The 12,843-nt window shown below is 40.0% G+C and carries 11 protein-coding genes; 2 read left to right on the forward strand and 9 right to left on the reverse strand.

What is annotated here, in order from left to right; genetic code table 11:
• Positions 1-110: 110 nt before the first annotated feature.
• The 7 genes from fabF to yceD all read right to left on the reverse strand — a co-directional run bounded on the left by fabF (position 111) and on the right by yceD (position 5,420).
• Positions 111-1,355: a beta-ketoacyl-ACP synthase II gene (gene fabF, locus HWV02_RS12045; protein WP_211676064.1), complete on the reverse strand. Its 1,245-nt coding sequence runs from the start codon at positions 1,353-1,355 to the stop codon at positions 111-113.
• 119 nt (positions 1,356-1,474) lie between these two features.
• On the reverse strand, positions 1,475-1,711 hold the full coding sequence (acpP, locus tag HWV02_RS12050) for an acyl carrier protein (RefSeq protein WP_067049274.1): 237 nt from the start codon (positions 1,709-1,711) through the stop codon (positions 1,475-1,477).
• Positions 1,712-1,853: 142 nt separating this feature from the next.
• On the reverse strand, positions 1,854-2,588 hold the full coding sequence (gene fabG, locus HWV02_RS12055) for a 3-oxoacyl-ACP reductase FabG (RefSeq protein ID WP_211676065.1): 735 nt from the start codon (positions 2,586-2,588) through the stop codon (positions 1,854-1,856).
• 16 nt (positions 2,589-2,604) lie between these two features.
• Positions 2,605-3,528, reverse strand: a complete 924-nt coding sequence (fabD, locus tag HWV02_RS12060) for an ACP S-malonyltransferase (RefSeq protein ID WP_211676066.1) — start codon at positions 3,526-3,528, stop codon at positions 2,605-2,607.
• Positions 3,529-3,659: 131 nt separating this feature from the next.
• The gene (gene plsX, locus HWV02_RS12065) at positions 3,660-4,673 is read right to left on the reverse strand and encodes a phosphate acyltransferase PlsX (protein WP_211676067.1); all 1,014 of its coding nucleotides are present in this window, start codon (positions 4,671-4,673) and stop codon (positions 3,660-3,662) included.
• Between the two features lie 11 nt (positions 4,674-4,684).
• The gene (rpmF, locus tag HWV02_RS12070; RefSeq protein WP_006033904.1) at positions 4,685-4,855 is read right to left on the reverse strand and encodes a 50S ribosomal protein L32; all 171 of its coding nucleotides are present in this window, start codon (positions 4,853-4,855) and stop codon (positions 4,685-4,687) included.
• A gap of 16 nt (positions 4,856-4,871) precedes the next feature.
• A complete protein-coding gene (yceD, locus tag HWV02_RS12075; RefSeq protein WP_211676068.1) occupies positions 4,872-5,420 on the reverse strand; it encodes a 23S rRNA accumulation protein YceD in 549 nt (182 codons plus the stop codon).
• 104 nt (positions 5,421-5,524) lie between these two features.
• On the opposite strand from yceD, the gene HWV02_RS12080 reads away from it, so the two are divergent.
• Positions 5,525-6,112 carry a nucleoside triphosphate pyrophosphatase gene (locus tag HWV02_RS12080; RefSeq protein WP_211671682.1) on the forward strand — a complete coding sequence of 196 codons (588 nt, stop codon included), beginning with the start codon at positions 5,525-5,527 and terminating at the stop codon, positions 6,110-6,112.
• Between the two features lie 188 nt (positions 6,113-6,300).
• Here the strand turns inward: HWV02_RS12080 and HWV02_RS12085 are convergent, their stop codons facing one another.
• Together HWV02_RS12085 and rluC are read right to left on the reverse strand one after the other, a co-directional pair.
• On the reverse strand, positions 6,301-7,398 hold the full coding sequence (locus HWV02_RS12085) for an RNA-guided endonuclease TnpB family protein (RefSeq protein ID WP_211679133.1): 1,098 nt from the start codon (positions 7,396-7,398) through the stop codon (positions 6,301-6,303).
• Between the two features lie 238 nt (positions 7,399-7,636).
• Complete coding sequence (rluC, locus tag HWV02_RS12090; RefSeq protein WP_211676070.1) at positions 7,637-8,590, reverse strand: 23S rRNA pseudouridine(955/2504/2580) synthase RluC; 954 nt, start codon at positions 8,588-8,590, stop codon at positions 7,637-7,639.
• Between the two features lie 542 nt (positions 8,591-9,132).
• Here rluC and rne point away from each other — a divergent pair.
• Complete coding sequence (gene rne / locus HWV02_RS12095) at positions 9,133-12,825, forward strand: ribonuclease E (protein WP_211687925.1); 3,693 nt, start codon at positions 9,133-9,135, stop codon at positions 12,823-12,825.
• Positions 12,826-12,843 lie beyond the last annotated feature (18 nt).

Consider the following 12,843-nt stretch of genomic DNA (forward strand, 5'->3'; position numbering starts at 1 on the left):
GTGTGTTTAATCACCTTGCATGTGAATATCAAATAACTAAAAACACTTATTTATTATGTTAGCTATGCCAAAATGAATAATTAATTGTTTAACGTTATGACTTTAATATCTTAGTCCGCTTTTTTAAATAATAGCGAACCGTTCGTACCGCCAAAACCAAATGAGTTTGATAAGGCGTATTCCATAGTCACTGCACGAGCGCCATCAGTTACAAAATCCAGATCACAACCTTCACTTGGGTTCTCCAAGTTGATTGTTGGGGGTAATATTTGATCTCTTAAAGCAAGAATTGTAAAAATGGCTTCGATTGCACCAGCCGCACCCAAAAGATGACCTGTCATTGATTTTGTTGAGCTAACTGCAAGTTTATAAGCGTGCTCGCCAAATACAGATTTAACCGCAGCTGTTTCGGCTTTATCACCAGCTGGTGTTGATGTGCCATGTGCATTTACATAACCTACTTCACTTGCTTCAATACCCGCATCAGCAATTGCATTACTCATCGCTAGAGCAGCACCGGCGCCATCTTCAGGTGGTGACGTCATGTGGAATGCGTCGCCACTCATTCCGAAGCCAACTAATTCAGCATAGATAGTTGCACCACGAGCGACAGCATGCTCATACTCTTCCAGTACTAAAATACCCGCACCATCGCCAAGCACAAAACCATCACGGTCTTTATCCCAAGGACGACTTGCTTTTTGTGGGTCATCATTACGTGTTGATAATGCTTTCGCTGAGCCAAAACCTGCCATGCCCATTTCTGTTGATGCCTTTTCTGCACCACCGGCAACCATTACATCGGCATCGCCATATGCAATCATACGAGCAGATTGGCCAATACAGTGCGTCCCTGAAGTACAAGCCGTTGCGATCGCAATGTTTGGACCTTTCAGGTTGTTGCGGATAGACACATGACCAGCAACCATATTAACAATCGTTGAAGGTACAAAGAAAGGACTCACTTTACGTGCCCCACCTTTAGCAAAATTATGCACATTTTGCTCAATCAGACCAAGTCCACCAATACCAGAACCAATAGCAGTACCAACTCGGGTTGCGTTTTGTTCTGTAATAACTAACCCTGAGTCATTAATTGCTTGCTCTGCTGCTACGATCCCGTATTGGATAAATAAGTCCATTTTACGGCAATCTTTACGGTTGAGCCCAACCGCTTCAGCATCAAAATCATTAACCAGGCCAGCAAACTTTGTTGAAAAATTAGTGGTATCAAAGTGCTCAATATTTTCAATGCCGCTGATACCAGATTTAATTGCTTCCCATGACGTCGTAACAGAGTTACCAACCGGTGAAACAATACCTAACCCTGTAATTACAACTCTTCTATTAGCCACACTCGTTCTCCAAATAGGCAAAAAAAAAGCGGTCTTGCGACCGCTTTTATATATTTATAAAGTCATTATAAAAACAACTCTATTTTGATTATCTCTCATCGAGAACTTAATCAGCTGAATTATTCAGCGCTAGAAACAACGAAGTCGATTGCAGCTTGAACAGTAGTGATTTTCTCTGCTTCATCGTCTGGGATATCAGTATCGAATTCTTCTTCTAGAGCCATAACTAGTTCAACTGTATCTAGAGAATCTGCACCTAGGTCATCAACAAAAGAAGCTTCGTTTTTCACTTCTTCTTCTTTAACACCAAGTTGTTCAATAATGATTTTTTTTACGCGTTCTTCGAAGTTACTCATGTTTTACTTTTCCTTTAAAAAATATAAAGCTTTTGATTAGTAGTTTATTGATTACTCATAAACTTGCAAGCCCTAACTTGGTGGTCAAACCACGAATGGTGAAAAAGCTCGCAAATTTATAAACAAAATCAAATATAAATGGCTATGCCATATACATGCCGCCATTTACATGGATGGTTTCACCCGTGATATAGCTTGCACCATCAGATGCTAAAAATCCAACAGTTTCCGCTATCTCAACAGTACTCCCAAGACGATTGGTTGGTACTTGAGCTAATATGGTTTGTTTTTGTTCTTCCGATAACTCACTTGTCATATCTGTTTCGATAAAGCCAGGTGCTACCGCATTAACAGTGATACCGCGAGAAGCGACTTCACTTGCAAGTGACTTAGTAAATCCTAATAAACCTGATTTAGCCGCTGCGTAATTTGCTTGACCGCCGTTACCAGTTGAACCAACAACAGAGCCAATATTAATGATACGACCAAAACGTTGCTTCATCATACCGCGTAAGCAAGGCTTACATAGGCGGTATAAAGAGGTCAAGTTAGTATCAATAACATTACACCATTCATCTTCTTTCATACGCAAGAAGATATTATCTGCTGTAATACCGGCATTATTCACTAAAATATCAATGTGCCCAACACGGGTTTTGATTTCAGCATATAATGCATCAACTGAATCTTGATTTGTCACATTTAGTTCCAAACCAAAACCCGAATCCCCTAAATAAGCGCCAATACGCTCAGCACCTTGTGCAGAAGTTGCTGTACCAATAACTCTGGCACCTAACTTTGCAAAATGTTCCGCGATTGCGCGACCAATACCACGGCTTGCACCCGTCACGAGTACTGTTTTACTTGAAAAACTCATTTATTTATTCCTACTGTTATGCAAAATCAGCAATTGTTGCTTGATTATTTACTGCACTACCTTTAATCGTTTTATCAATACGCTTAACAAGTCCTGTAAGTACTTTACCAGGACCGAATTCATATAACGTTGTAATGTCTTCTTTCGCCATAGCCTCTATCACTTCAGTCCAGCGCACTGGCATATAAAGTTGACGTATAAGCGCATCTTTAATGCTATCCGCATCTGTTGGTGACGCTACATCAACATTATTAATCACCTTAATGACAGGTGTATTAAAAGTAACTTGTTCTAATGCGATTTTTAATTCATCCGCTGCAGGTTTCATCAACGAACAATGAGAAGGTACGCTTACAGGTAAAGGCATGACACGTCGGGCACCCGCTTCAATACATAACTCAGAAGCACGAGCAACCGCGGCTTTATTACCCGCAATAACCACCTGACCAGGTGAATTGAAATTTACAGCTGATACAATTTCATCTTCAGCCGCTTTTGCACAAGCAGCAATCGTCGCATCATTATCTAAACCAATAACGGCGGCCATTGCGCCAATACCTTGTGGAACAGCTTGTTGCATCAATTGCCCACGTAATTCCACAAGTGCAATTGCGTCTTCGAATTTAATTACACCAGCACATACTAATGCTGAGTACTCGCCTAAACTATGACCAGCAACTAATGAAGGCTTAAAGCTTTCTTTCACAGAGGCGATTCGCCACAATGCAACAGAAGTCGTTAATAATGCAGGTTGCGTAATATGAGTTTGGCTTAAATCTTCAGTAGTTCCGTTTTGCACTAAGTCCCATAGGTCATAGCCAAGCACTTCACTTGCTTGAGCAAACGTTTGTTCTACGATTGGATGATCTGAAGCAAGGTCTGAAAGCATACCAATTGTTTGTGAACCCTGACCAGGGAATACTACTGCATATTTTGACATAAAGTACCTATAAAAATTAATAAAGATTCATGTATCAATTTGAGAATGAACTTATCTAACCAGAAAGTAATATGAGGATAACGATGGAATTTTTCAAGAGAAAAAACGAATAAAATAAGTTAAATTGAATCTTAATCAATAATATCAAGACTTGCGGATATTTTATCTACTAATCCACTCTCAACTTCTTTTACAGCCTGTTCAATTGCAAATTCAAAGGCAACCTGCTCAGCATTACCATGGCTCTTAATTACAATACCCGGCAATCCTAACAAAGTTGCTCCGTTATACTGGTCGGGTTTCAAACGTCTTAGACGGCTCATTATTAGTGGTTTGACCAATAATGATAATAATTTAGTAAATATGTTCTTATTTGATACAGATGTGAGTTGAGAAACAACCAAGTCAACAACACCTTCACTTGTTTTAAGCGCGACATTACCAGTGAAACCATCGCAGACAATGACGTCTGCTTTCCCAGAAAAAATATCATTGCCTTCAATAAAACCGATATAATTTAAGCTTTGGTGATCAGACAGTAATTGTGCTGCCCGTTTAACCAAATCATTACCTTTAATATCCTCTTGTCCGACATTAAGTAAGGCAACTTTTGGGTTCGGTATATTACCAACATGTTCTGCAAGTGCAGAACCCATTAATGCAAATTGAAATAATGCATCAGCATCACAACTCACATTCACACCCAAATCGAGCATGTATACAGGCTGCTTTGTCATAGAAGGTAGCACGGAGACTAAAGCAGGTCGATCGACAAAAGGCAGCACTTTAAGTAAATGCCGTGAAAGCACCATCAATGCACCGGTATTTCCAGCACTCACACAGGCTTGCGCTTTCCCTTCACGAACAAGGCTCAATGCCATACGCATAGAGGATTGCTTAAAATTACGCAGCGATAGCGCAGGGGCAAGATCCATGGGTATATCATCGAAACTAGGAATGATTGTATAACGAGATGTAACAGACGCAGAAGTTTGCTGTAATAAAGGGGTTATTTCAGCTTCGTTACCGACAAGGTAAATAGAGAGATGTTTATACTTTTTAAGTATATTTATTGCGGCGGGGATAGTGACATGGGGGCCGAAATCGCCCCCCATGGCATCTAACGCAATTGTTAGATTAGGCAAAGTAATATAACTTATTTGTTAATTACTTTAACGCCTTTGTAGTAACCATCAGCTGTTACATTGTGACGTAGGTGAGTTTCACCAGAAGTCACGTCAACAGTTGTAGCTGCTGCAGTTAGAGCGTCATGTGAACGACGTTGACCACGGCGTGAACGAGTTACTTTACTTTTTTGTACGGCCATTGACCTATACTCCTAATTACTTGCGCTTTAATTCAGATAAAGCTGCAAATGGGTTGGGCTGCTCATCAGCAGGCTCGATTTCACCAAAACTCATTTCATTGGGATTCACTGAACAATCTTCTTCTGGATGCAAAGCAACCAGAGGTAAATTGATAATCACTTCATCTTCAATGAATGAAATCGGATTAACTTCGCCATTTTCGTCCAATTCAATGGGCTCATAAGCATCTGGCAGATCGTCGGCCTGAGAATCATTTTTCACAGGACTATATCTAAATTCGGTTTCACAAGCTTGCTTAAATATCCCGCCACAGCGCTGACATTCAAGGTTAACGGTTAATGATACGCTACCCTGTATCACTATAAGACCTTGACTGTCTTTACTGAACGAAATTGATACGTCAGCATCACTTGGTTCACCTGCCGTTGCATCCGTAATACGTTTCAACAGACTAGCTTCAACACGAGTGTTAAAGTCCAATCTTTGTTGAGCAGTACGATAAGGATCAACAGTTACTGGTAGTTTTACCTTTTTCATAGGCTGCGGATAATATAGATTCATCATGTTATAGTCAAAAGGAAAATGAAAAAAAATCAATTTTCCCTACAAAAATAGGTCACTTGCCGTTAAAATCATCAAATAACTAAATAATTGATGATAGATAAACCATGAGACCTAAATTGATCCTTGCTTCAACATCCCCGTTCCGTAAACAGATATTAGAAAAACTAAACTGCCCTTTCGACACCTTCAACCCGAAAGTCGATGAAACCGAAAAGCCAAACGAAACGGCTGAAATTCTTGTATCACGCCTAGCACTAGAAAAAGCTCAAGCTGCCAGTCGAGAGTATAGTAACTCAATATCTATCGGATCGGATCAGGTTTGTGTCATTAATAACAAAATAATAGGTAAACCAGGTAATTTTGAAACAGCTTTTGCACAATTATCTGCCGTTTCTGCACAAAATATAACTTTTTACACAGGGCTTTCTGTTGTAAATCAATGTACAGGTCGTACAGATACGATAGTTGAACGCTTCATTGTTCATTTTAGGACGTTAACTGACAGCCAAATTCGTTACTATCTTGAAACCGAAAAACCGTATAATTGTGCTGGAAGTTTTATGTGTGAAGGACTTGGTATCGCATTATTCTCTAAATTAGAAGGTAAGGATCCAAATACTTTAATCGGATTACCGCTTATTAGTTTAGTTGAGATCTTACAAGAACAAGGATATAACGTTTTAGAAGCTTAAACAGAGAGCAATTTAAGCCAAATTTAGAACTTGAAGCTCCCCTACCTCGCTTCGCGCCCGACAAGTCGGGGAAGGAAGGGGATTCTTGTCGTCAACGGCTTAAGCATTGCAATATTAAATTGCGTTAGTCTTCCAAAACCTCTTACAAAGCGTTTAACGTGTCGGTACTACCTACCGCCACAAATGACTTAAGCGGCTAGCCTTAACCCTTCTCTGTGGATATTGATAGCCGCATTTTCGTCCCTGTCGTGTACTGCTCCGCACTTGCAAGTCCAATTTCTAATCTTTAAAGACCACTTGCCAGAATACAGCAACCCGCACTCATTGCACATTTTACTTGACGGAAACCACTGGCTAATAGCTGATACTTTACGCCCGTACCAATCCGCTTTATATTCTAATTGTCTTACTATTTCACCGAAATTAGCATCGTGGATATGTTTAGATAGCTTACGGTTCTTAACCATATTTTTGACCTTCAACGACTCGATGCCTATCACTTGGTTTTCGTTTATAAGTGTCGACGTCATTTTATGGGTAAAGTCTTTACGGCAATTGGCTATCTTTTCGTGAATCTTAGCAAGGGCCAATTTTTGTTTATTGAAGTTATTAGAGCCTTTCTTCTTTTTGGCTAATTTGCGTGATGCCTTGGCGAGTTTCTTCGCGTATTTATTGGTTAATCGTGGGTTATTGAACTTTGTTCCATCCGAACAAATCGCTAAGTCTTTAATACCGACATCAACACCGACGGTCTTGTTCACGACTGGTAGCTGCTTAACATCTTCTTTTACAAGCATTGATACAAAATATTTACCTGATTTTGTCTTCGATACCGTTAATGAACTGGGTGTGCCAGTAAATGTACGTGACCATTTAATCTTTAATGCTTGCTTCATCTTGGCGAGTGTTAACGATTGCTTGTCCGCGCTCCATTTGAAGCCGTTACTCATATAGCTAGCAGATTGATTACCGTGTTTATGTTTAAACTTAGGGTAACCAAAACCTGATTTAAAAAATGACTTAAAGCCTTTATCGAGATGCTTTAGTGATTGTTGCAATGGCACGCTAGAAACATCTTTCAGCCATATAAAATCGGGATTCTTTTTTAGTTGAGTGAGGTTTTTACTCCAATCGTTATAATTGGTTTTATTACCCAATTCGTATTGCGCTTTAGAGAAGCCAAGCGCTGAATTGTAAGCGAAACGAACACAACCAAATGTATGAGCAAGTATTGTTACCTGCTCATTGTTTGGGTAGAACCTGTATTTATACGCAATAAGTTTCAATTTTCAGCACCTTACATAACTGTATTTATATACAGCACCAAGTTCTAAACGTAGACTCTATGTGAAAATATGTCAATATTAATAACAAAACAAAGTGCTTATTGCTACGCAATAATGACTTACATCACCGCCCTAAAGGACAGTGTTTTTCGTCAAAGGTGATAAAAAAAGCCAGCATCATCGATACTGGCTTTTTACCTAAGATTATTAAGTGAGTAACACTTAATAACTTATATGATTAACACTTTTTCAGTTTTTCTAGCGCTTTAACCAGCGCCATATCTAATGGTGCTTCAACTTCTTGTGTTTCTTCTGTACCAGGGTTAAAGAATTTTAAACGTGCAGCATGCAAGAATAGGCGTTTCAAGCCTAGCCCGTTCATGTGCTTAGTAAAATCTTTATCGCCATATTTATCATCACAAGCAATCGGATGACCTGCATGTAATGTATGCACACGGATTTGGTGTGTCCTACCAGTAATAGGGCTTGCTTGAACCAATGTGCCGTGTTCATAACGTTGAATGATTTTAAAACGAGTCTGAGATTGTTTACCTTCCTCATCAACACGTACAATACGTTCGCCCGAGCTTACCGTATTTTTTAACAACGGTGCATTCACCACTTTTGTACTGCGTGGCCATGCGCCTGCAACAAGTGCTTGGTAATCTTTCTGCATGGTTTTTAAACGTAATTGCTCATGCAGTGCTTTTAGTGTACTACGTTTTTTAGCAACTAATAGGCAACCAGATGTATCGCGATCTAAACGATGCACCAATTCAAGGTATCTACTATCAGGTCGAATGGCACGTAAACCTTCAATTAAACCAAAGCTTAATCCACTACCACCGTGAACAGCCATCCCAGATGGTTTGTTGATGACCATTAAGTAGTCATCTTCATAAATAATTTGCGATTCAAGTGCACGAACAGAATCAAGATTCGCTGATGGAGAAATAGCTTCAGTTTCTGAAACTCGCACAGGTGGCACACGAACAATATCTTCAGGCTGTAATTTATACTCAGGTTTAATTCTACCCTTGTTAACTCTCACCTCACCTTTACGTATGATGCGGTAAATCATACTTTTTGGCACACCTTTTAACTTCGTGCGTAAAAAGTTATCAATTCGCTGTCCTTGATAATCTTCAGTAATGGTTACAAATTCTACTTTCGGTGAAATTTTATCGGTCATAATTATTTTATTGTCTAACTCAAAGTGCGTATAAGTATCAATTTGAAAAGAATTTCTAAATTGAATGGAAAGTTAACTTGCTATATTAATGCAGGCAATGGGATAATACCCTCTGTACTGCTAAAAAAATACAGCCAAGAATGATAATGGCTTTAGTATATCTGCTATTGGGGTAAATAATCATTTATTTATACCAATAATTTCAGAATAACCAGGATGCCGTTATTCTTGCTGCGGGTTTTTAGCATACATTTTGTATATAAGGTGTACGTTGATAGGGAGTTTCATTTATCCAGCTGGATACCACCCCCCACAATTCAACTTCTATGTAAGACACCTTTTCGAATGCAATTATACACGTTAGTTATCGATGGAATCTAATAAGTGCAGAAATAATCGTAAGACACTTAATCACAATTAGAGCATCTAACAGCGCCTTAATTTAAACAGCCGAGAGGTTGATTATCTACAGACACAAGGCCTGATGTACGTCTAACTAATTTATCCAAGCATGAAAATTAATTTATAAGTAACATAACAAAATGAAAAGAATGTTAATTAATGCAACTCAAAAAGAAGAGTTGCGCGTTGCGCTAGTTGATGGGCAACGCCTTTATGATCTAGATATTGAAAGCCCTGGCCATGAACAAAAGAAAGCGAATATCTATAAAGGTAAAATTACCCGCGTAGAACCAAGCTTAGAAGCTGCTTTTGTTGATTACGGTGCAGACCGCCACGGTTTCCTTCCTCTTAAAGAAATCTCTCGCACTTACTTCAAACAAGGTACTGGTAAGCAACGCGGACGTCCAAGCATTAAGGATGTTGTTGCAGAAGGTACCGAAGTAATTGTTCAGATTGAAAAAGAAGAACGTGGTAACAAAGGTGCAGCATTAACAACCTTCATTAGTTTAGCTGGTAGTTATCTTGTTCTAATGCCAAACAATCCTCGTGCAGGCGGTATTTCACGTCGCATCGAAGGTGATGAACGTACAGAACTTAAATCTGCACTTGCTACATTAGAATTACCAGAAGGCATGGGACTGATTGTTCGTACTGCTGGTGTGGGTAAATCTGCTGAAGAATTAGAATGGGATCTTAAAGTACTGTTAAATCATTGGGGAGCAATCCAAGATAGTGCTAAAGACCGTCAAGGTACCTTCTTAATCCACCAAGAAAGTAACGTGATCGCCCGTGCTATTCGTGACTATCTTCGTCGTGATATTGGTGAAATCCTCATTGATCATCCAAAAGCGTTTGAAGAAGCTAAAAACCGCATCAAATTAATTCGTCCAGACTTTATTGATCGTATTAAATTGTATCAAGGTGATGTTCCTTTATTCAATCACTACCAAATTGAAACTCAAATCGAATCAGCTTTCCAACGCGAAGTTCGTCTACCATCAGGCGGTTCAATTGTAATTGATCCAACTGAAGCCTTAACTTCAATTGATATTAACTCTGCACGTGCAACACGCGGTGGTGATATTGAAGAAACAGCATTAAACACTAACTTAGAAGCCGCAGATGAAGTTGCTCGTCAACTACGTCTACGAGATCTTGGTGGCCTTGTTGTTATCGATTTTATCGATATGGGTCCAGTTAAAAACCAACGTGAAGTTGAAAACTGCTTACGTGACGCGGTACGACAAGATCGAGCGCGAATTCAATTAGGTCGTATCTCTCGATTTGGTCTAATGGAAATGTCTCGTCAACGTATCCGCCCTTCTCTTGGTGAATCAAGTACGCATGTCTGCCCTCGCTGTAATGGTCAAGGTACGATCCGTGATAATGAATCTTTAGCACTTTCTATTCTACGTTTAATCGAAGAAGAATCTCTAAAAGAGAATACAAATCACATCGTAGCGCAAGTACCTGTTCCAGTTGCTGCTTACCTACTAAATGAAAAACGTAACTCAATCCTACGTTTAGAGAAACGTTACAAAGTTAAAAGCTTTATCATTCCAAATGAGAACTTACAAACACCTCATTTTGAAGTTTCTCGTGTTAAAGCGGATGACGATAGCTCAGAGTTATCGAGTACTGAACTGACACAGTCACGTGAATTTACTCGTTATGAACCCAAAGTAAATAACGAAACAGTTCAACCTCTTGTGAAGCAAATTAACACGCCTGAAGAGAAAAAAACTAAACCGACTCAAGCAGTTAAAAAAGTAACACAAGGTGCAAAACCTAAGGCATCTACTCAAGCTAAATCAGTGAAGCCTGTAGTAGACAAAGAATCGGTATTTAGCCGTATTGGTAAAGCAATTTCTGGGTTCTTTAATAGCGACGAAAAAGTTGTCGTAAAAGAAACAGTTAAAGAAGCACCTAAAAAGGCGGTAACAGAAAGAACATCGAGCAACCGTCATAATGATGAGCCTCGTAAACCACGTACCCGTCGCAATCGTAAACCTCGAACTCCTGATAATGTTGAGAACAAACAACAAGACGCTAATAAAACAGCCGGTGTTGAATCGAAACCGCATAACAAGGTGGAACCGAAACAGCATAAAAAGTTCGATGAGAAACAAAAAACGCACAATCAAGATAAGTCGCCTACACAGACTAAAAATGCGAAAGAAGAAAACAGCTCACAAAATCAAGCTGTTTTAGCTGAACGTCGCCAACGCCGAAATATGCGTAAAAAAGTACGAGTAAACAATGAACAAAAAGTATCTGCAGGATTAGAAAAAACACCTGCAACTGCTGATGTTTCGAACACGTCTAAGTCTGATGTAAATACGCAACCTAAACGTACTCGTCGTGGCCCTAAAAATGCTAAAACTAACGATGTAGTAAAAACTGAAAATGCAAAAACAACTAAACCTGTAGCGGTTGAAGTGACTAAACCTGTATCAGCTGCGGTAACTAAACCTGTAACAGCAGCAGTAACTAAACCTGAAACAGCAGCAGTAACTAAACCTGTAACAGCAGCGGTAACTAAACCTGTAACAGCTGCGGTAACTAAACCTGTAACAGCTGCGGTAACTAAACCTGTAACAGCGGCAGCAACTAAACCTGTAACAGCGGCAGCAACTAAACCTGTAACAGCAGCGGTAACTAAACCTGTAACAGCAGCGGTAACTAAACCTGTAACAGCGGCAGCAACTAAACCTGTAACAGCAACAGTAACTAAACCTGTAACAGCAGCAGTAACTAAACCTGTAACAGCGGCGGTAACTAAGCCTGTAACAGCAGCAGTAACTAAACCTGTAACAGCAGCAGTCACTAAGCCCGTAACAGCAGCGGTAACTAAACCTGTTATGCATACAGCGGCCGCAGCTAAACCAGCGCCAGTCACTGTTGAAGCAACCCTTGCCGTGACTCCAACAGCGAAAGCGTCAGCTGAACGTGTAAAGATTGAAACTAAACCTGTAACAGCAGCAGTAACTAAACCTGTTATGCATACAGCAGCCGCAGCTAAACCAGCGCCAGTCACTGTTGAAGCAACCCTTGCTGTTACACCAACAGCGAAAGCGTCAGCTGAGCGTGTAAAGATTGAAACTAAATCTGTAACGCGTAAAATGCACACAGCACCAGCAACTCGTCCAGGTGCCGCACCAGTTGTTGTTGAAACACCTGTTGTTGCTGAAACACCTGTTGTTGCTGAAACACCTGTTGTTGCTGAAACACCTGTTGTTGCTGAAACACCTGTTGTTGCTGAAACACCTGTTGTTGCTGAAACACCTGTTGTTGTTGAAACACCTGTTGTTGCTGAAACACCTGTTGTTGTTGAAACACCTGTTGTTGCTGAAACACCTGTTGTTGCTGAAACACCTGTTGTTGCTGAAACACCTGTTGTTGCTGAAACACCTGTTGTTGCTGAAACACCTGTTGTTGCTGAAACACCTGTTGTTGCTGAAACACCTGTTGTTGCTGAAACACCTGTTGTTGCTGAAACACCTGTTGTTGCTGAAACACCTGTTGTTGCTGAAACACCTGTTGTTGCTGAAACACCTGTTGTTGCTGAAACACCTGTTGTTGCTGAAACACCTGTTGCTTATCAGGCTATTGAAGTTACTTCAGTGCCTGCACTGCAAGCACAAGGTACAACATCAAAGAAGACTAACTTCACTGTTAAGATGGCGACACCTCAACAAGTAGCACCTTCACAACACCACTTTGTTCCAAAAGTTGGTGTCGTTCAACGACCATTGATTGATGTGGCAGCTGGACCAGGTGGCAGTCAATTTGCTTCTTCACAAAGCACATCGCCAACCAAATTAGCTAAATAATAACTATTATTAAACAAT

It is taken from the genome of Moritella sp. 28, from assembly GCF_018219435.1.
Taxonomy (GTDB): domain Bacteria; phylum Pseudomonadota; class Gammaproteobacteria; order Enterobacterales; family Moritellaceae; genus Moritella.

Excerpts from the sequence above, each read along its gene's own strand:
- rpmF (WP_006033904.1), bottom strand. The coding sequence starts at position 4,855 with ATGGCCGTACAAAAAAGTAAAGTAACTCGTTCACGCCGTGGTCAACGT.
- fabG (WP_211676065.1), bottom strand. The coding sequence starts at position 2,588 with ATGAGTTTTTCAAGTAAAACAGTACTCGTGACGGGTGCAAGCCGTGGT.
- HWV02_RS12080 (WP_211671682.1), top strand. The coding sequence starts at position 5,525 with ATGAGACCTAAATTGATCCTTGCTTCAACATCCCCGTTCCGTAAACAG.
- rluC (WP_211676070.1), bottom strand. The coding sequence starts at position 8,590 with ATGACCGATAAAATTTCACCGAAAGTAGAATTTGTAACCATTACTGAA.
- rne (WP_211687925.1), top strand. The coding sequence starts at position 9,133 with ATGAAAAGAATGTTAATTAATGCAACTCAAAAAGAAGAGTTGCGCGTT.
- fabD (WP_211676066.1), bottom strand. The coding sequence starts at position 3,528 with ATGTCAAAATATGCAGTAGTATTCCCTGGTCAGGGTTCACAAACAATT.
- yceD (WP_211676068.1), bottom strand. The coding sequence starts at position 5,420 with ATGATGAATCTATATTATCCGCAGCCTATGAAAAAGGTAAAACTACCA.
- acpP (WP_067049274.1), bottom strand. The coding sequence starts at position 1,711 with ATGAGTAACTTCGAAGAACGCGTAAAAAAAATCATTATTGAACAACTT.